The sequence below is a fragment of the Lysinibacillus sp. NPDC086135 genome (genome assembly GCF_044746345.1).
Classification (GTDB): domain Bacteria; phylum Bacillota; class Bacilli; order Bacillales_A; family Planococcaceae; genus Lysinibacillus.
In genome coordinates, this window is sequence record NZ_JBIVCA010000001.1 from 72,565 (window position 1) to 92,128 (window position 19,564).

At 38.6% G+C, this 19,564-nt stretch carries 15 protein-coding genes; 11 read left to right on the forward strand and 4 right to left on the reverse strand.

Annotation, left to right across the window (positions count from 1 at the left end):
- The 4 genes from ACIPKN_RS00315 to ACIPKN_RS00330 all read left to right on the forward strand — a co-directional run.
- Positions 1-2,126: DNA translocase FtsK (locus ACIPKN_RS00315; protein ID WP_400932361.1), on the forward strand; the 2,126-nt coding region annotated here is incomplete at its 5' end.
- Between the two features lie 227 nt (positions 2,127-2,353).
- Positions 2,354-3,667 carry a UDP-N-acetylmuramate--L-alanine ligase gene (murC, locus tag ACIPKN_RS00320; protein WP_400932363.1) on the forward strand — a complete coding sequence of 438 codons (1,314 nt, stop codon included), beginning with the start codon at positions 2,354-2,356 and terminating at the stop codon, positions 3,665-3,667.
- Positions 3,668-3,776: 109 nt separating this feature from the next.
- Complete coding sequence (locus tag ACIPKN_RS00325) at positions 3,777-4,283, forward strand: DUF948 domain-containing protein (protein WP_400932365.1); 507 nt, start codon at positions 3,777-3,779, stop codon at positions 4,281-4,283.
- 134 nt (positions 4,284-4,417) lie between these two features.
- Complete coding sequence (locus tag ACIPKN_RS00330; protein ID WP_053485032.1) at positions 4,418-4,918, forward strand: YtxH domain-containing protein; 501 nt, start codon at positions 4,418-4,420, stop codon at positions 4,916-4,918.
- Between the two features lie 51 nt (positions 4,919-4,969).
- Here ACIPKN_RS00330 and pilM read toward each other — a convergent pair whose 3' ends face one another.
- Positions 4,970-7,123, reverse strand: coding sequence for a pilus assembly protein PilM (pilM, locus tag ACIPKN_RS00335; protein WP_400932367.1), 2,154 nt, complete (start codon positions 7,121-7,123; stop codon positions 4,970-4,972).
- 336 nt (positions 7,124-7,459) lie between these two features.
- Here pilM and ACIPKN_RS00340 point away from each other — a divergent pair, with 336 nt between their 5' ends.
- A complete protein-coding gene (locus tag ACIPKN_RS00340; protein WP_132357238.1) occupies positions 7,460-8,545 on the forward strand; it encodes a bifunctional 3-deoxy-7-phosphoheptulonate synthase/chorismate mutase in 1,086 nt (361 codons plus the stop codon).
- Between the two features lie 383 nt (positions 8,546-8,928).
- Entirely contained in the window at positions 8,929-9,933 is a 1,005-nt protein-coding gene (gene ccpA / locus ACIPKN_RS00345) for a catabolite control protein A (RefSeq protein ID WP_400932370.1), read from the forward strand.
- 139 nt (positions 9,934-10,072) lie between these two features.
- Here the strand turns inward: ccpA and ACIPKN_RS00350 are convergent, their stop codons facing one another.
- The 3 genes from ACIPKN_RS00350 to ACIPKN_RS00360 are packed head-to-tail and all read right to left on the reverse strand — an operon-like array spanning position 10,073 to position 12,537.
- On the reverse strand, positions 10,073-11,233 hold the full coding sequence (locus ACIPKN_RS00350; protein WP_400932372.1) for an acetoin utilization protein AcuC: 1,161 nt from the start codon (positions 11,231-11,233) through the stop codon (positions 10,073-10,075).
- The gene (locus ACIPKN_RS00355; RefSeq protein WP_142508756.1) at positions 11,230-11,880 is read right to left on the reverse strand and encodes an acetoin utilization AcuB family protein; all 651 of its coding nucleotides are present in this window, start codon (positions 11,878-11,880) and stop codon (positions 11,230-11,232) included. Before ACIPKN_RS00355 ends, ACIPKN_RS00350 begins: the two co-directional genes overlap by 4 nt.
- Positions 11,881-11,904: 24 nt before the next feature.
- Positions 11,905-12,537: a GNAT family N-acetyltransferase gene (locus ACIPKN_RS00360; protein WP_100542416.1), complete on the reverse strand. Its 633-nt coding sequence runs from the start codon at positions 12,535-12,537 to the stop codon at positions 11,905-11,907.
- Positions 12,538-12,884: 347 nt separating this feature from the next.
- On the opposite strand from ACIPKN_RS00360, the gene acsA reads away from it, so the two are divergent.
- The 5 genes from acsA to ACIPKN_RS00385 all read left to right on the forward strand — a co-directional run bounded on the left by acsA (position 12,885) and on the right by ACIPKN_RS00385 (position 19,408).
- Positions 12,885-14,612, forward strand: a complete 1,728-nt coding sequence (acsA, locus tag ACIPKN_RS00365; RefSeq protein ID WP_400932375.1) for an acetate--CoA ligase — start codon at positions 12,885-12,887, stop codon at positions 14,610-14,612.
- Between the two features lie 426 nt (positions 14,613-15,038).
- Positions 15,039-16,073: an N-acetyl-gamma-glutamyl-phosphate reductase gene (gene argC / locus ACIPKN_RS00370; protein WP_400932377.1), complete on the forward strand. Its 1,035-nt coding sequence runs from the start codon at positions 15,039-15,041 to the stop codon at positions 16,071-16,073.
- Positions 16,074-16,155: 82 nt separating this feature from the next.
- On the forward strand, positions 16,156-17,388 hold the full coding sequence (gene argJ, locus ACIPKN_RS00375; RefSeq protein ID WP_400932379.1) for a bifunctional glutamate N-acetyltransferase/amino-acid acetyltransferase ArgJ: 1,233 nt from the start codon (positions 16,156-16,158) through the stop codon (positions 17,386-17,388).
- The gene (gene argB / locus ACIPKN_RS00380) at positions 17,351-18,121 is read left to right on the forward strand and encodes an acetylglutamate kinase (RefSeq protein WP_400932381.1); all 771 of its coding nucleotides are present in this window, start codon (positions 17,351-17,353) and stop codon (positions 18,119-18,121) included. Before argJ ends, argB begins: the two co-directional genes overlap by 38 nt.
- Before the next feature lie 156 nt (positions 18,122-18,277).
- Positions 18,278-19,408, forward strand: a complete 1,131-nt coding sequence (locus ACIPKN_RS00385) for an acetylornithine transaminase (RefSeq protein ID WP_400932383.1) — start codon at positions 18,278-18,280, stop codon at positions 19,406-19,408.
- Positions 19,409-19,564: the final 156 nt, after the last annotated feature.

Here is a 19,564-nt window from a genome sequence, read left to right on the forward strand (position 1 = left end):
TGGACAATAAAACAGCTCTACAGTTGACGAAGGAAAACGAGGTTTCTATTGAAAATACTATTCCATCCGAAAAAGAACAAATTCCACAATCTATAGATTTAGGGATTAGCGAGTTAGAGATGGACAATAAAACAGCTCTACAGTTGACGAAGGAAAACGAGGTTTCTATTGAAAATACTATTCCATCCGAAAAAGAACAAATTCCACAATCTATAGGTTTAGAAATTAGCGAGTTAGAGATGGACAATAAAACAGCTCTACAGTTGACGAAGGAAAACGAGGTTTCTATTGAAAATACTATCCCATCCGAAAAAGAACAAATTCTACAATCTATAGGTTTAGAAATTAGCGAGTTAGAGATGGACAATAAAACAGCTACACAGTCGACGGAAGAAAATGAGGTTTCTATTGAAAATACTGTCCCATTCAATGCTGCAACAGAAAGTGTATCAGTCATTACAATGGCACCAGTCACATCAATGTCTAACGTTTCGACATTAGAAAAAACAGTGATTGATGTAGAAAGCTTCGACGAAATTTCAGCGACTACCGAAATGGAAGTAGAAACGGCTACTGAACAGAAGCTTACTACCGAGAATATAGATATTCTCGAGGAAAATTCTATTAATACTGAGAAGTTTCCAGAACAACCTTCCATATTAGATGAAACATTTGTGGAAGTTCAAGTACAGGAAACGCCTCGGAAGCCTGTTCATGTTTATCAAAAGCCAGATGATGAGTTTTTAGAGCCACCTGAGGAAAAAACACAAGATACTGAGTGGATGGAGCAACAGGGAGATACATTGGTCGAAGCTTTGTCTTATTTCCAAGTCTCAGCTCAAATAGAATCCATTATGCAAGGACCTGCCGTGACACAATTTGAAATAACTGTGAGTCATGGTACAAAGGTTAGCAAAATCCGCAATCTTTCAGATGATTTGAAGCTTGCATTGGCAGCGAAAGACATCCGCATCCAAGCACCGATTCCTGGGAAGAGCTCAATTGGCATTGAGATACCGAACCGTGTATCTCGCGCTGTTCGATTATCGGAAGTGACAAATAGTGCTTCTTTCCTCGAGTCAGATTCACCGTTAGAAGCAGCTTTGGGTCTGGATTTAACAGGGAAGCCTGTAACCATTGATTTACGAAAAATGCCACATGGATTAATTGCCGGAGCCACAGGTTCTGGTAAATCGGTTTGTATCAATTCAATTTTGGTTAGTTTATTATATAAAGCTGCACCACATGAATTAAAGCTGATGCTTATCGATCCTAAAATGGTAGAATTAGCACCGTTTAATCATATTCCGCATTTAGTTAGCCCGGTCATCACCGATGTAAAGGCTGCTACAGCTGCACTGAAATGGGCAGTGGAAGAAATGGAACGTCGTTATCAGTTATTTGCGCATGCGGGCGCACGTGATATTACACGTTATAATGCAATTGCGGATAAAAATAATGAACATAGCTTAAAATTACCGTATATTCTAATTGTCATTGATGAATTGGCAGATTTAATGATGATGTCTCCTGCAGATGTAGAGGAGGCGATTTGTCGTATTGCCCAAAAGGCACGTGCTTGTGGTATCCATTTAATTGTTGCAACTCAAAGACCGTCTGTTGACGTTATTACAGGGCTTATTAAATCAAATATTCCTACACGTATTGCTTTTGCGGTATCTTCACAAATCGATTCACGTACAATTTTAGATGCACAAGGTGCAGAAAGATTGCTTGGACGAGGCGATATGTTATATTTAGGTAATGGTATGTCTGCTCCTGTTCGTTTGCAGGGGACATTTGTGACAGATGATGAAATTGAAGCAATTATTGAGCATGTTCGTGAGCAAGGAGAGCCTGATTATATATTCGATCAAGAGGAACTTTTAAAGAAGACTGAGGTTTCCGCTGAGCAAGATGAACTGTTCGAAGATGTGTGTAGATTTGTCTATGAGCAAGGAGGAGCCTCTACTTCCTTAATTCAGCGCAAATACCATATTGGCTATAATCGTGCTGCTCGTTTAATCGATATGTTGGAATCGCATGGCTTTGTGTCTGAGGCACGTGGCAGTAAACCACGAGAAAGTTATATTACAGAAGAAGATTTAATTGCTATGTTTGAATAAGAATTACATTGTTTTCGTATAGATTATCTTATTCACGTCGAAATTAGTATTTTTAGAAAAGTTACACATTTATCCTAATGCATAAATAGTGCTATAATAGACGAGATATGATGATTAGTACGTATTTTTTAGTACTTACAAAGGTATTAATACCTAATAATTGGTGGAAAATACGATACACCTAATAGATGATAGAAGGGATATTGAATTCCCGGGGGGTTTAATTAATGACAGTTTTTCATTTCACAGGCATTAAAGGTTCTGGCATGAGTTCACTTGCACAAATCTTATTTGATGCTGGTGAACAAGTACAGGGCTCAGATGTTGATAAATATTTCTTCACGGAACAGCCGTTACGTGATCGTAATATTCCAATTTTTACATTTAATGCAGATAATATTAAAGAAGGTATGACAGTTATTGCAGGGAACGCATTTCCTGATGACCATCCTGAATTAGAGCGTGCTCGTGAAATCGGAGTAGAAGTTATTCGCTACCATAAATTTTTAGGTGAATATATCGGTAATTATACGTCGATTGCTATTACTGGTGCACATGGTAAAACATCTACAACAGGCTTGATGGCTCATGTTGTAGGTGGGTATAAACCAACTTCTTATTTAATCGGTGATGGAACTGGAGCTGGACATGAAAATGCTGACTTCTTTGTGATGGAAGCATGTGAATACCGTCGACACTTTTTAGCGTATAATCCCGATTACGCTGTAATGACTAATATTGATTTTGACCATCCGGACTACTTTGCAAACATAGAGGATGTTTATTCAGCATTTCAATCATTAGCACTACAGGTTAAAAAAGCAATTATTGCTTGCGGTGATGATGAACATCTACAACGTATTCAAGCAAAGGTGCCTGTTGTTTATTACGGCTTTGGGGCTGAAAATGATTTTGAGGCTCGTAATGTTGAAAAAACAACTAAGGGTACAAAATTTGATGTATTTGTCCGTAATGAATTTTATAGCACATTCTTTATCCCATTATTTGGGGATCATGCGGTATTAAATACTTTATCTGTTATTACACTTTGCCAATATGAAGGTATTTCACCAGACATCGTTCAAGAACGTTTAAACACATACAAAGGTGTAAAAAGACGTTTTACAGAAACGAATATTGGGAATAATGTTTTAATAGATGACTATGCGCATCATCCAACTGAAATCCGTGCAACGATTCAATCAGCACGACAAAAGTTTCCCGATCGTGAGCTAGTAGCTATTTTCCAACCACATACATTTACACGTACACAAGCTTTTTTACAGGATTTTGCAGATAGTCTAAGTCTTGCAGATACAGCATATTTATGTGATATTTTTGGCTCTGCAAGGGAAACACAAGGCGCACTTTCAATCCAAGATTTAGCGTCTTTAATTAAAGGCAGTGCAGTGATTACCACTGAAGGAATTGAAGTGTTAACAAAGCATAAGGACGCAGTATTTTTATTTATGGGCGCTGGCGATGTTCACAAATTCCAAGATGCTTTTGAAGACGTGCTAAAGAACAACGAAACAGCTTAGTCCGCAAGGAATAAGCTGTTTTTCTCAAAATGAGAAGGAATTCAGTTTTTTTTGTCGAAGATAAGGAAAGTAATAGTAAAAAGAATTTTTACTGGCAGGAGGTCTAGTTATGGAAGTTATTTTGTATATTGCAGCAATCATTGCAGCAATTGGTTTTTTAATTTTTTGTGTGAGCGTTGGGATGACATTATTTTCGCTCAAACCAATTCTTAACAGTTTAGCTGGAACATTATCAGGTATTGAAGGACAAATGGAAGGTATTACACGTGAAACGACTTCCTTACTATCCAAAACAAATAGCTTGGCAGAGGATATTCAAGAAAAATCTGAACAGTTAAATTCCGTTGTTCATGCAGTCAAAGGAATTGGAGACTCTGTGAATGGTTTAAATACATCTGTACAGCAAATTACTTCTTCAATTTCTAAAACTGTGGAACAAAATGAAGAAAAAATTGCACAAGTTGTTCAATGGAGTAATGTTGCAATGGGCATTGCAGATAAGTGGAAGAAACGCAAAATTATTGATCAGGCCAATGAGGTGATTCAAGAAGATGTTTATTCTTCTGAATCAGAGCAGTCGGAAAAATCGAAAAGAAAATGGGGCCGTAAAAAATAATAATTATTCGGTAGGCATTAAATGTCAACGGAATAAAAATAAAATTTTAGGCATATGTTGTAGAATGCATCCGCGAAAGCAGATGGACAACCAGTCTAAGCAAATTAGATAATAAGATGGGGAGGAATTGTTGTATGACAACTCAAAAGCCAAATTATAATGAAGTGAAGGAACAACAACTTGAAAGTTCATTGCCACAGCTTTATCAACCGCAAGAGTCGATCTATGAAGAGGAGCGAGTGAACATGAAGGATTTTGTTATTGGCGCATTAGTTGGGGGTATAGTAGGGGCAGCTGCAGGCTTATTGCTAGCTCCAAAATCAGGAAAAGATTTACGTAGCGATGTAGCAGTACAAGCTGTTAACTTAAAAGATAAGAGTGCAGATTTCTCGACAACTGCTAAAGATAAAACGGTTCAATTATCTAAACAAATTCAAGAACAATCTACACAATTAGTAGAGAAAGTAAAAACATTAAAATCAGCAAAAGCACCAACTGTTTTTGACGATGGTACTGTTTCTTTTGAGGGTGAAGAACCACTGGAAGATTTCATTCCTAGTGAAGAACCTAAAGCAGAGGATGCTAGTGAAAAAAAGGAACAAGCTGAAGAAAAAAGTGAAGAAGTTCGCGCTTAATAGATAAAAGGGATACGTTACATCTTATCAACGATGTAACGTATCCTTTTTTTAAGATATGGGCGCTTTTTCTAGTAAAATCTCTAATTTATCCCCGCCGAAAATCTCCATATCAAAGCTTGCAGATTGGCCGTTTCGTAAAATTGTAAAATTACCTTTAAATGTAGTAGGTAGTTGCCAATTAGAAAAACGGAACACATCCTGGTATATCCAACGACTTCGATCTTTTTCTTTAAATGAAATTATTGCTCCATTTGGAACAGTTGAAAGAGGTGATACCACTACATGATTAACGAGAACTTCGTTGGCCATCTTTTTCAGCTCTAACACCTCGTTTTGAAAATGGATGGTCATTTTATCCTCAAGTAAAACATTCATTTGGTCAGCAATCCGTTGAACGGTAGGGAATGTTTGTTGCTGAAATGTAAGTACATCACCATCTTGGACAGCATATGACATTTTAGCTGGTTTACCATTAATCATTAAATGAGCTGAAAACTCTGGTAAATACAGTGGTTTTCCGTCCACTTGAATATAAAATGACTCAAATTGTTTTACTAACTCCCAATTATTTGTGAGCTTAAATACATCCTCGACTGTTTCAGCTATTTCAAACATCACAACATCTCGATCATTTAATGCGCTATCGAGTGATGTCGGAGAACCATTAACAGTTATTTGTGGTTCGATGACATATTTTGTATGTTGAATGGTAATTGTTTTAATGGCAGCATCATCTACAATATCTCTCACCGTAGCATTAGCTGGCTGACCGTCTTGGCCTTCAATTAGCTGGATGGCATCGCCTGTTTTAATCATCGTTTTTGTGGATGCCGGATGACTATTCACTAAAATTTCTGCCGGTTGACCGTGACCCCCAGGTATGAAAATATCTTGTCCATTAACATTCACTGATAATCCATGACCCGGTTTTCCATATAATTGCTTTGCTCGAATATTGGCTGCTAAAAATGCATCTGCAACGGTCATTTCTTTTAATTCAAAAAGGCGAACTACTTGTTCATTGACAGTGAGACTCATATATTGAATAGGCATTTTTTTTGCTGCAATGGCGATACCGATTGGGGTCACCAATTCAGGAGATGCTTTAATATGATCTTCCCTCGTTAAGTTTTGAATGGCGTCAATCCCTCGAACGGCAATGCGATTGGCAGGTAAATCTAGTACTAGTCCAAGTTGAGTTGTAAGATTTGGCGTTAAGCTACCTCCACCGACAAGCATTACCGCTTTAGGAGCAGTCTGATTATTAAGGCGTAAAATTTCTTCTCCAATAGCTTTTGCGAGTTGCTTAACAGCAGGTTCGATTGCTTGAAGAACCTCTTGTTTCGGATAATATTGATCAAAGCCTAAAATATCCTGGATTAAAATGTCTTCTTCAGTTTGCAGTTGACGTTTCGCTTCTTCAGCAACAGGGAAGTCGAGTAAGTAATGGTCACTTAAAGCCTCTGTTATTTCATCACCAGCTGTTGGTACCATGCCATATGCGACAACAGTGCTTTTATCGGTAATGGCAATATCAGATGTACCAGCACCAATATCAACAAGTGCTACATTTAAACGACGCATTGTTGGGGGAATAAGTACATTAATAGCTGCAATAGGTTCTAAAGTTAGTGCATCCATCTCTAAATCCGCGCGTTTAAGAGCCGCGATAAGTGATTCTACGACAACTCGTGGCAAGAACGTAGCAATAACTTCAATTTGTGCTTCATCCCCTTGCTGATCGAGTAGGCTACCAATTTCTTCGCCATCTAAACGGTAGTATAAAACTGAATAACCAACGCAATAATAGTGGCTTATTTTAGCGTCTTCTTTGTGTTGAAGAAGCTGTTGCTGTGCCTGTTGAACAGCTTGCAGTTCTAAACGACTTATATCTTCCTCCGTAAAGATTGGTCGATTACGTATATGGATCGTCACGCTTGCTTGTTCTGTTTTTAATGAGCGGCCAGCCGCAGCGACGCTCACTTTTTTTAAAGGACCATGCTTCTCTTCAAGTTCATGTTTAATTTCATTGATTAAATCTGCCACATACATGACATTATGTATTTGACCATCAACCATGGCGCGTTCTTTATGTTCTTTTATCAAGATGTCTTCCACGTGAAAGCGGTCATTATCTTCAGCTAAAATAATGCCTACTACAGAACGTGTACCGATATCAAGTGCAAATAATTTTGAACTCAATGTACTCGCTTCCTTTCTCGTAATATGTTAACTTCTTTCAGCAAAATTTAGCTGGCATAGAGGAACTCAGGCTAAAAACTTCACAACCTGTGAAAACGCCTGAGTGACCAATATCGTGTTGGCAAAAAGCCTCTGGCGGATGTCACGAATCGGAAAGGAGTCTTTGTACTCGCTTCCTTCCTCGTAATATGTTAATATAATTTAGCGAGTTGAAGCGCTAAATTAAAAATGCGTGACATTCTGTGCAACATTGATTATAATGTTGCTAATATCTAAAAATGTAACATACATTTCAGAGTTCTGAAAGTGTCTGTCGTGAGGAGAGGAGCAAGAAACATGAGCCAAAAAGATTTAGAAAGCTTACGTAGTCAAATAGACGGTTTAAACTTAGAAATTCTTCGTCTAATTAACGAACGTGCAGCAGTAGTTGATGAAATCGGTAAGATTAAAGAAAAACAAGGTGTGAATCGCTATGATCCATTACGTGAACGCCATATGCTTGATCTTATTAAAGAGCACAATCAAGGTCCGTTAAACCAAATGACGGTTGATTATATATTTAAGCAAATCTTTAAAACAGCTTTAAAACAACTTGAAGCGGATAAGAAAAAAGAATTACTTGTTTCTCGTAAGAAAAAATCAGAAGATACTGTCATTAATGTGAATGGTGAGCTAATTGGCCAAGGAAAACCATCTTTCGTATTTGGACCTTGTGCTGTAGAATCATACGAGCAAGTAGCAGCAGTAGCAGCATCTATTAAAGCAAAAGGTGAAAAGTTAATTCGTGGCGGCGCATATAAACCACGTACTTCCCCATATGACTTCCAAGGTCTTGGATTAGAAGGACTTAAAATTTTGAAACGTGTGTCAGAGGAATACGGTTTAGGCGTTATTACGGAAATCGTTACACCAGGTCATTTAGAGGAAGCTTTAGATTACATTGATGTTATCCAAATTGGTGCACGTAATATGCAAAACTTCGAATTATTAAAAGCAGCGGGTGCAACAAATAAACCTGTACTTTTAAAAAGAGGCTTAGCGGCGACAATTGATGAATTCATTCACGCAGCAGAATACATTATGTCTAAAGGAAATGAGAACATCATTTTATGTGAGCGTGGTATTCGTACTTACGAAAAAGCAACTCGTAACACATTAGATATTTCTGCTGTACCAATTTTAAAACAAGAAACGCATTTACCAGTATTTGTAGACGTAACGCATTCAACAGGTCGTCGTGATTTACTATTACCATGTGCTAAGGCAGCAATTGCTATTGGAGCTGATGGCGTTATGGCAGAGGTGCATCCAGATCCATCTGTAGCACTTTCTGATTCACAACAACAAATGGATATCCCAACATTTGATGCTTTCTACGAAACACTACAAAAATTCATGAAGAGCCATGAAATCAATGCTTAACTTCTTTCAGCGGGTGTCCAAACACTTGCTGAAATAGAGGAACTCAGTCTAAGAACGCCACGTCCTGTGGCAACGACTGAGTGACCAACATCGGTGCTGTTGCGCTTTCGCACAGGCAAAAAACAAGTTGCTGACGCTGCGTTAGCATTACGCTTAAGCACAAAGCCGATGCCAGACGCAATTATGCCAGGGCATAATTGATGTGTTGATAAACACCGCTTGCTTTAATCAGCAGGCGGTGTTTACTATATAGTGACAAAATAATGACTAGAAAAGTACTATTTGTACTTGGTTTTTCTTTTCATGTACATACTGCTTCTTGAAAAGAATATGAAAATTATCGTATGATAAGGCTATAAAAGGAAAAAAGGGAGGCACGTACGATGACTGTTACAATTTATGATGTTGCAAGAGAAGCAAATGTTTCTATGGCAACGGTCTCTCGTGTAGTCAATGGTAATCAAAACGTAAAACCGGCAACACGGAAAAAAGTATTAGAAGTAATTGAACGATTAGAGTACCGTCCAAACGCAGTAGCGCGTGGATTAGCAAGTAAGAAAACAACAACAGTTGGCGTGATTATCCCGGATATTGCAAACAATGTTTATGCGGAGCTGGCACGTGGTGTAGAGGATATTGCAACAATGTATCGTTACAATATTATTTTAGCCAACTCAGACCAACATGAAGATAAAGAGCTTCAGCTACTGGATACAATGCTAGGAAAACAGGTTGATGGAATTGTTATGATGAGTGATGAAGTAACTGAAAAAATGCAACAAACTATGGATCATTCACCTGTACCAATTGTGCTTGCAGGTTCAGTAGATGAATCGCAAACAATTGCGACTGTTAACATTGATTATTTCCAAGCAGCTTATGAGGCGATTACATTACTCATTCAAAATGGCCATAAGCGAATCGCTTTCGTAACAGGTCCGCTTACGTATACTATTAATGGAAAATTCAAACTTGAAGCTTATAAAAAAGCCTTACAAGACGCAGGTTTACCTATAGATGAATCACTAATCGCTGCTGAAGAATCGAGCTATGATATGGGCTTAGAGGCTTGGGAATCATTATCCACACTTGAAAATCCTCCAACTGCTTATTTTGCAGGTAGTGATGAATTAGCAATTGGATTGATTCATGGTGCACAGGATGCAGGCAAAGATGTACCTGAGGATATCGAAGTGATCAGCTTTGAAAATTCAAAATTAGCACGCATGGTTCGCCCACAGCTAACAAGTGTCGCTTTACCACTGTACGATATCGGAGCTGTTGCGATGCGTTTGCTGACTAAATTGATGAACAAAGAGCCTGTTGAGGACGAAGCGGTTATTTTACCTCATCGTATTGAACATCGACAGTCTGTCAAAAGTAAATAACAGTAATTAACACGTAAATCTGAAAATGGATTTGCGTGTTTTTTGATAGACGGATTGAAAGTCTAAAGTGATGGCTAGAATGCCAAGAGTGACTCTAAGGTTAAAATAAAAAGCCTCACGATTGTCGTGAGGCATAGTGTTAAACGTGTTTTTCATTGCGAATAATATGAAGCGCTTTGGTTAACATTTGCGTGTTTTTTTCTTCAATCTCTGCCTTTCGAGGGATTGGCTCATACAATGGATTTGGATCCTCCCAAGTTGGAATAAAAGGCACTGGTGCTTCAGGCTGCCAACGATCTAACCAAGCTTGAGGTAGGGGTCCTGTTGGTAATTGCTGATCTGTCATTTCAAGCCATAGCATCGACCATGCGCGAGGCACAACACGCCAAATATCATAGCCTCCACCACCAACGGCAATCCATTTCCCCCCACAATATTCATGTGCTAATTTATGTGCAAGTTTTGGAATTTCTCTATAAATGTTCATTGTTCCATATAAATGTGTTAAAGGATCAAAATAATGTGCATCTGCGCCGTTTTGCGTTAACACAACATCCGGCTTGAAAAATTCAAAGACTTCTCGCATAGCTTTTTCATATATTTCTAGAAAACTCTCATCTTCTGTAAAAGCATCAATTGGAAAATTAAAAGAAGTGCCATATCCCTGTCCATTTCCGCGTTCCGTAATATTACCAGTTCCGGGGAAAAGATAGCGCCCTGTTTCATGAATAGACAATGTACAAACATCAGGATCTTCGTAAAAACTCCATTGCACCCCATCTCCATGATGAGCATCGGTATCTACATAAAGTACACGAGCATTGTATTTTTCCTGCAAATAGCGAATAGCTACTGTACTATCGTTATAAATACAAAAACCTGATGCACGACCACGGAAGCCGTGGTGTAGCCCTCCCCCTAGATTGAGGGCGTGCTCGGCTTTTCCTTCCATAACATAATCGACAGCTGTTAATGTTCCACCGACAAGCTGTGCACTTGCTTCGTGCATATTTTCAAAAATAGGTGTATCTTCGGTGCCTATGCCGTAGCTTTCACATTGTGCCTCTGAAAGCTCACCATGTCCCGCTCTTTTAACGATATCGATATATTTTGGATCATGTGCAAGTAAAAGTTCCTCCTCTGTTGCGACACGAGCTGGAACGATATTCAAATCATCAAGAGCATCAATATTCTTTAACAAATCCATTGTAAGCGTCAAGCGTTTATGATTGAAAGGATGGGTATCTGAAAATTTATATCCGAGTTGCTCTGGTGAGTATATAAATACTGCTTTTTTCATTGTAATGAAACACCTGGCAAATTAGGCCATAATACATCAAAGCCCTCTTTACGAAGTTCTTCAATCATAGCTAGTGGATTGAGAGTTTTTACTCGGATACTTAAAATTTTATTTTGCGTATTTTCAGAGTCGGGATAAACTAAGACGCTTTGGACATTTGCATGGTGTTTACGAAAAATTTTAGTAATCTCAAATAATATTCCTGGTGTATCGGATACACGAATTTCTATTTTTGAGCCGGGTTCAGTGGCACCAGTTAACTCTAAGTATGTGTAGAGTAAATCGGTAGTAGTGACAATCCCAACTAATTTTCCTCCGGAGACAATTGGTAAACAGCCTATTTTAGATTCATAAAAAGTAAGAGCTACTTCCTCTACGAAATCCAGTGGATGACCGACAATTGGATTTTTAATCATAATCTCTTCCACTTTTGCATTAAAAACTGGAGAATTAGGCTCATCCCGTAACGAGGAAGGCAATGCCTCTTTAATATCTCTTTCAGTGATCACCCCAAGAACATGATACTCTTCATCTACAACTGGTAAATGACGTACTTTTTTCTCACGCATGAACTTCAGCGCTTCAACCACTGTATTTGTCGGAGCCAGCGTGTAGGGCTCAACATTCATAATTTCTTCTACGATCATATACTCATCCCCTTTGTGTTGGTTTTAATACATGAAGCGATTTCTAAAGCGAAGTCTATCGAATCTTTCCATTGTCTCAGGAGGCACACGTTTGCCTTCACGTGCCATCAGGCAGTTAGCGGGATGTGATGTAATTTCAGGGTCATCTGTCGCAAAATATTCGAAGTTGGCAGAGCCCATCATTTTCTCCATCATTTTTCGATAATCCCAAACGTTTAAACCAGTCCCTTTTAAGTCCCAATGCCAATAATACTCGGTAGTGATAACAAGATAGTCTTCCATTTCATCCCCCATAAAAGATACGGCTAGTAGTGCTTTACCAGCACCTGTACCACGATAGTCTGGAATGACTTCAATAGCACCTAGTTCAATCATGTTATCAATTCGATCCTCCGCCCAGCGTTCAAGTGGATCGGGATATAGATAAGTGACGTAGCCTACAATAATGTTTTCATTTCGAATAATAATAATTCGTCCTTCAGGAAGTCCTGCAATTTCTATAATGGCTTGCTGCTGTTGCTTTGGAGGTCTAAAAGCAACCAAGCCTTCGTGGAATGAATATGTAGCTAATTTTTCTGGAGGAACAGGTCCTTCCACATACACAGTACCATGCTTTGTTTCCTTTGTGACAGAAAAAAAAGTTTTTTTGTGTTCCATAATGACACCACCTGAGTTTAATAGTTCCATTATAGCTGATTTCCTGCGGAAAAACGCTATCTTTTACAAAATATACCTGCATTTTTAGAAAAATAGAAATATTAAGACAATCTTAATGAATTCGTGTAAAATAGTTGTATATTGCATCTGTTATTCAACAGATGAATGTAGTGTGAATAGGCATTCACTATTTTTAAACTGCTTAAACTGTTGTATAACAAGTGCTGCATAACGTAGTTGTCTTTGGAGAAGGTGGCGAATTTTGAAGGGGGAAAATAATGAAATTACGAAGATTTGAAATTTGCTTACTAATGTACTAAGGCGATAGCAAAGAGAGGGGTAGCTTCATGGGGATGAAAATGTTGGAGAAGTTGAATGCTTTACCTAGGCAATATAATTTGCTTGATTATGAGAAAGTTGCGGCAACACATGATTGGAGAGAGACAGAAAAGGGATTCAGTTGGTATGAAACAGGGCTTGTAAATATGGCGTATGAGGCAATTGATCGTCATACAGAAACCCATCGAAAAAACAAAGTTGCACTTTATTTTAATGATGGAAAGCGTAAAGAGGCTTATTCTTTCAATGAAATGAAAAAGCTGACGAATAAAGCAGCAAATGTTTTTAAGGCAGCAACAAATTTAGAAAAAGGTGATCGATTATTTATTTTTATGCCGCGTTCACCGGAGCTTTATTTTTCTTTATTAGGCGCATTGAAAATGGGTGTAATTGTAGGTCCACTATTCGAGGCATTTATGGAAGGTGCAGTTTATGACAGACTTGTAGATAGCGAAGCTAAAGTATTAGTGACAACACCAGAGTTACTTGAACGTGTACCTTTAGCGAAGCTACCGCATTTGCAACACGTCTTTTTAGTAGGATCTGATATAGAGGAAACACCACAAATTTTAGATTTCAACAGACGCTTGAAAGAGGCACCTTCTCAATTTGATATTGAATGGGTGGACAGAGAGGACGGTATGATTCTTCATTATACTTCTGGATCAACTGGAGCTCCAAAGGGCGTATTGCATGTTCATAATGCAATGCTTCAACAATATCAATCTACCCAATGGGTATTAGATTTGCGTGAAGACGATATTTACTGGTGTACGGCTGATCCAGGATGGGTGACAGGTACAGCATATGGCATTTTTGGTCCATGGTTAAATGGTGTCACAATGCTAATTGTTGGTGGGAGATTTTCACCACAAGCTTGGTACCAAGCTATTGAGGATTATAGTGTAACAGTTTGGTATAGTGCACCAACTGCTTTCAGAATGTTAATGGGTGCTGGTAGTGGTATGCTTGAGAACTTTGATCTATCTTCGGTACGTCATATTTTATCTGTTGGTGAGCCGTTAAATCCAGAGGTAATTCGTTGGGGGACTGATGAGCTAGGTCACCGTATTCATGATACGTGGTGGATGACTGAAACTGGTGCGCATATGATTTGTAACTATCCTTCCATGGATATTAAGCCAGGCTCAATGGGTAAACCATTACCAGGTATTCATGCGACAATTGTTGATGATGCTGGTAATGAAGTACCACCTTTTACAATGGGGAATTTAGCGATTCGACGTGGTTGGCCTGCAATGATGCGTCAAATTTGGGGAAATCCAGAGCGTTATGAATCCTATTTCTTAAAAGGTGAATGGTATGTGTCTGGGGACTCTGCCTATATGGATGATGATGGTTACTTCTGGTTCCAGGGGCGTGTTGATGATGTTATTATGACAGCTGGTGAGCGGGTAGGTCCTTTCGAGGTAGAAAGTAAGCTACTAGAGCATCCCGATATAGTAGAGGCAGGGGTAATTGGAAAGCCAGATCCTGTCCGAGGTGAAATTATTAAAGCCTTTGTGTCATTACGTGAAGGTGTTGAACCTTCAGATACATTGATAGAGGATATTCGTAATTTTGTTAAGAAGGGTTTATCTGCACATGCAGCACCACGTGAAATCGAATTTAAGGATAAGCTACCAAAAACACGCAGTGGTAAGATTATGCGTCGTGTGTTAAAGGCGTGGGAGTTAAATTTACCAACTGGTGATTTATCTACGATGGAAGATTAATTATAAGAAGCAGGAATTTGTTCGGTCGACGAAAAATTCCTGCTTTCTTTTTTAAAAAGTAAAACTTCAACCCTCTACAAGCTCCGTATATAATAATTGCTTACCTTTTATTTCAACAGTAATCGTGTAAGTGTTATGAATATTTGTAGTAAAAATTTCAGATCCAACTGGCAATTTAGTGACACAAATTGCTTTAATACAGTGAAATAAAAAAGATGAGTAAGGCAAGTATAACTATTTTTATTTGTTAATTTCATTTCTTTTTTTATGTATTCTCTCTGTTTTATAGCTTTTAGTTATTCAAACTTTTCTCAAAACCAAATACTTAATAAATATTGCGAAAAATTCAAATATAAATAAAAATTCAGTTGACTTAATAAATATGCAGACGTATACTAATTTTAACTTAATTCAGAGGTGAGTGCATTGAAAGTAGGAATTGTTGGTGCAACCGGATATGGTGGATTAGAGCTTATTCGATTTTTACATAATCATAAAGCAGTGGAACGGATCGATTTATTCACATCTTCAGAAGAAGGCGTCATTTTTTCTTCTAAGTTTGGTCATCTCGTTCATATTGCCGATACACCTTTACAAAAAATTGATTATGGAACTTTAGAGGAATTTGATGTTGTTTTTACAAGTACCCCTTCAGGAGTGACAAGTGAGCTATTACCGCCATTGGTGGGGAAAGGCCCTAATTTAATAGACTTGTCTGGTGACTTCCGTTTACAAGATCCAGCAAGCTATGAAGCATGGTACGGTAAAAAAGCGGCGCCATTAGAATTCATTCAACAAAGTGTTTATGGCTTAACTGAATGGAATGCGGAAAATATTCAACATGCTCCTCTTATCGCAAATCCAGGGTGTTATCCAACAGCTGTTTTACTTTCGTTGTTACCATTGCTAAAAGAACGATTGATTGATTCAAGCTTTTTAGTGATTGATGCGAAAAGTGGGATTTCAGGGGCTGGAAATAAACCATCGCAAACAACGCATTTTAGTGAGGCAAACGAAAACTTTTCAATTTATAAAACGAATACACATCAGCATATCCCGGAAATAGAGCAGGCTATTTCAATGTTTGCAGGGGTTGATACAACCATTTCTTTTAATACTCATTTAGTACCAATGACTAGAGGGATTTTAACTACTTCTTATGCACCTGTTATGTCTGGTGTTACAGAGCATCAGCTAGTAGCTTGTTTACAGCATGCCTATGAAAAGCATCCGTTTGTACGGATCGTTACAGATGTAAATAGTCTAGGAACAAACCGTGTAAAAGGTTCGAACTATTGCGACATTTTGATGAAGGTTGATAGTCGTACGAATCGTGCCACAATTGTTAGCGCCATCGATAATTTAGTCAAAGGGGCTGCAGGGCAAGCCATTCAAAATATGAACGTTCAATTTGATTTACCACAAACGACAGGATTAGATGTCGTGCCGTTCTTTTTGTAACTTATTTGGAGTGAATCTTTTATGTAGCGTCAGCTACTCTTATATGCCGAGTAAAATTGATTAACTAAGGAGGAAAGATTTTATGACATTAATAGCATCCACAAGTATTATGAAAAAATTATCAAGTAAAAATATTGTTTCACCAAAGGGCTTTAAAGCTGCGGGTTTACATTGTGGTTTAAAGCATAAGAAAAAAGATTTAGCTGTGTTAGTTAGTGAAGTACCCGCAAGTGTAGCAGGTGTCTTTACAACGAACGCTGTACAGGCAGCACCATTAAAAGTAACGAAAGAGGTTGTGTACACAACGAAGAAAATGCAGGCGATGATTGTCAACTCCGGAAATGCTAATGCATGTACAGGAAGACAAGGTGCAAAGGATGCCCAAATAATGCAGGCCTTCATGGCAGAAAAGCTAGGTATTGGGGCAAATTTAGTAGGTGTTTGCTCAACTGGTGTCATCGGTGAAATGATGAATATGGAGCCACTGGCAAATGGGATTAATCAGTTAGAGCCAAAGGATAATTTAGAAAGTGCTATTGATTTTGCACAAGCGATTTTGACAACAGATACGGTTATGAAAAACACAAGTTACAGTACTATTGTTGATGGCAAAGAGATTATTATCGCTGGCGTAGCAAAAGGGTCAGGTATGATTGAACCAAATATGGCAACAATGCTAGGTTTTATTACGACAGATGCAAATATTGAATCAGATGTCCTACAGGCTACATTATCTGATATAACAAATATGACGTTTAATGCAATTACAGTGGATGGGGATACATCTACAAATGACACAGTAGTTGTCATGGCAAACGGCTTAGCAGGAAACGCGGCTTTAACTCCTGACCATCCAGATTGGCAAAACTTCTACTATACATTGAAAACAGTAGCTGAAGACTTAGCGAAAATGATTGCTAAAGATGGTGAGGGTGCAACGAAGCTGATTGAGGTTGAAGTTGAAGGGGCATTTTCGGATGAAGAAGGACGTAAAATTGCTAAAACAGTAGTTGGTTCACCACTTGTGAAAACGGCAGTATTTGGCTGTGATGCAAACTGGGGACGTATTATTGCTGCTGTAGGCTATAGTGGCGCAACGGTTGATCCGGAAAAAATTACGATACAAATTGGCGGTGTAACAATGGTTGAAAATGGTGAGCCAGTACCATTTTCGGAAGATGGGTTAATTCAAATTTTAAAAATGCATGAAGTGAAAATTTATGTGTCTCTTGGTATTGGGGAAGGCAAAGGGCATGCTTGGGGATGTGATCTCACTTATGACTACGTTCAAATCAATGCCTCATACCGCTCGTAAACGAATGGTCATTAAGCTTGGTGGAAGTACGTTAGATGGCTTAAATGAGTCGTTTTTTGAGAATTTTAAAAAACTCCAAGAAAGCGGCATAGAGCTTATTATTAGCCATGGTGGTGGCCCAGCAATTAACCGTGAACTAGCGGTGCGCGGAATAGAATCACATGCTTTAAATGGTATTCGTGTCACGAGCAAAGCTGCAATGGATATTGTACAGTCAACGTTAATAGGAAAGGTCAATCCTGCGCTTGTTCATGAATTAACAACTTCTGGCATTGCTGCAATTGGATTAAACGGCTTTGATGGTCAGTTAATTTTAGCAGATTTTCTAGATAAAGATGTATACGGTTTTGTTGGTGAAGTGAAAACCATCAATACATCTTTACTAGAAGCAATAATGAGTGCCGGGGTTGTACCGGTTATTGCTTGCGTGGGATCAGATGAACATGGTCAGGCATTAAATATTAATGGAGATACGATAGCAAGTGAAATAGCATTAACGATAGATGCGGATAGCCTATTACTAGTAACGGATGTAAGCGGTATTCGAATTAATGATGAATATCAACCGAAAGCAACACGTTCCTCTATCAATCAATGGATTGAGGAGGGGCAAATTTATGGTGGGATGATACCTAAAGTTCAAGGAGCTCTCGAATGCTTAAGTGCAGGTATTCCATCCGTGCAAATTGTTGGAGAATCCTTAGTGGGTACGACTATTTTATCCGGGGGATGAAGAAAACCCGAATGAGTAAAGTTTCCCTTCATCCTCACTTAGTAACAGTCATTCTTCTTCTTCATAGATAGGGTGACCGTTCTAATGGTATAGAAGGAGCAATATAGTTGTTTAGGGAAAATGATTGTTATAGCAAACTTAGTAGGAGTTGATAAAATGAGTGCTTTATTTGGAAACTATGGCAAGCGCCGCGCCCAAATTGTCAAAGGGCAAGGAACTGTTGTAGAAGATTCGGCTGGGAAAAAATATTTAGATTTTACAAGTGGAATCGCTGTAGTGAGTCTTGGTCATGCACAGCCTGCAATCGTGAAGGCTATTCATGATCAAAGTGAAAAACTTTGGCATATTTCTAATTTATTTGATATTCCCGGTCAGGAAAAGGTTGCGCAAAAATTAATAGCAGATACACACTTTTCTTATGCATTTTTCTGTAATAGTGGGGCGGAAGCAAATGAAGCGGCCATCAAACTCGCACGCAAGCATACCGGAAAAAATCATATTATTACTTTTGATAAATCCTTTCATGGGCGAACTTTTGGAGCGATGTCCGCAACAGGTCAGGGCAATGTACATAATGGCTTCGGACCGCTTGTTGAAAAATTTACGATTCTTCCTTTTAATGATGTGGCAGCACTTGAAGCAACGATTGACGATTCTGTTGCAGCAATTATGCTTGAAATGATTCAAGGTGAGGGCGGTGTTAATAGTGTATCACCAGAATTCGCAGCAGCAATCGCTAAAGCCTGTGACGACAAAGGAATATTACTAATAATCGATGAAGTTCAAACAGGTATTGGACGAACAGGAACAAGATATGCCTATGAGCAAACGATTTTAAAGCCAAATATCGTGACATTGGCAAAAGGGCTAGGTGGAGGATTCCCAGTTGGTGGAATGCTTGGAACAGCCGAGCTATATGAAACTTTTAGTCCTGGCACACATGGGACAACATTCGGTGGAAACCCACTTGCGATGAGTGTTGCTGAAACCGTGCTTAATCATGTTTTTGAGCCAGCTTTTTTACAAAATGTGCAGGAGCGATCTTCGTATTTTGTTAAGCAGTTGAAGGAGAATCTACCGTCTACATATACGGTACAAGGCCAGGGCTTGCTTCTTGGCATTGGTTGTGGCGATACTGAGGTAGCCTCGTATATAGCTGCAGCAGAGGAAAATGGCTTATTATTAGTCGGGGCAGGACCAAATGTTATTCGTCTACTACCACCATTAACCGTTTCAAAAGAGGAGATAGATGAGGCGATTGCGATTTTAAAAACGATATTGTTATAGTATCTGGACAATTAAATACGATGAAAATGAATCTGCTAGACTTTTTTTGTAAGAAATCTAGCAGATTGTTTTAATGCTTATCAAAAAAGACTTAACATTATAACATGGGGTTGATTTCCGTTCCGGCTGGGCGCTTTGTTGTTGCTGCCGCTGCGT

Excerpts from the sequence above, each read along its gene's own strand:
- acsA (WP_400932375.1), top strand. The coding sequence starts at position 12,885 with ATGGGGATGAAAATGTTGGAGAAGTTGAATGCTTTACCTAGGCAATAT.
- ACIPKN_RS00330 (WP_053485032.1), top strand. The coding sequence starts at position 4,418 with ATGACAACTCAAAAGCCAAATTATAATGAAGTGAAGGAACAACAACTT.
- ACIPKN_RS00325 (WP_400932365.1), top strand. The coding sequence starts at position 3,777 with ATGGAAGTTATTTTGTATATTGCAGCAATCATTGCAGCAATTGGTTTT.
- ccpA (WP_400932370.1), top strand. The coding sequence starts at position 8,929 with ATGACTGTTACAATTTATGATGTTGCAAGAGAAGCAAATGTTTCTATG.
- ACIPKN_RS00340 (WP_132357238.1), top strand. The coding sequence starts at position 7,460 with ATGAGCCAAAAAGATTTAGAAAGCTTACGTAGTCAAATAGACGGTTTA.
- murC (WP_400932363.1), top strand. The coding sequence starts at position 2,354 with ATGACAGTTTTTCATTTCACAGGCATTAAAGGTTCTGGCATGAGTTCA.
- ACIPKN_RS00350 (WP_400932372.1), bottom strand. The coding sequence starts at position 11,233 with ATGAAAAAAGCAGTATTTATATACTCACCAGAGCAACTCGGATATAAA.
- argB (WP_400932381.1), top strand. The coding sequence starts at position 17,351 with ATGACTACGTTCAAATCAATGCCTCATACCGCTCGTAAACGAATGGTC.
- ACIPKN_RS00360 (WP_100542416.1), bottom strand. The coding sequence starts at position 12,537 with ATGGAACACAAAAAAACTTTTTTTTCTGTCACAAAGGAAACAAAGCAT.
- argJ (WP_400932379.1), top strand. The coding sequence starts at position 16,156 with ATGACATTAATAGCATCCACAAGTATTATGAAAAAATTATCAAGTAAA.
- ACIPKN_RS00385 (WP_400932383.1), top strand. The coding sequence starts at position 18,278 with ATGAGTGCTTTATTTGGAAACTATGGCAAGCGCCGCGCCCAAATTGTC.
- ACIPKN_RS00355 (WP_142508756.1), bottom strand. The coding sequence starts at position 11,880 with ATGATCGTAGAAGAAATTATGAATGTTGAGCCCTACACGCTGGCTCCG.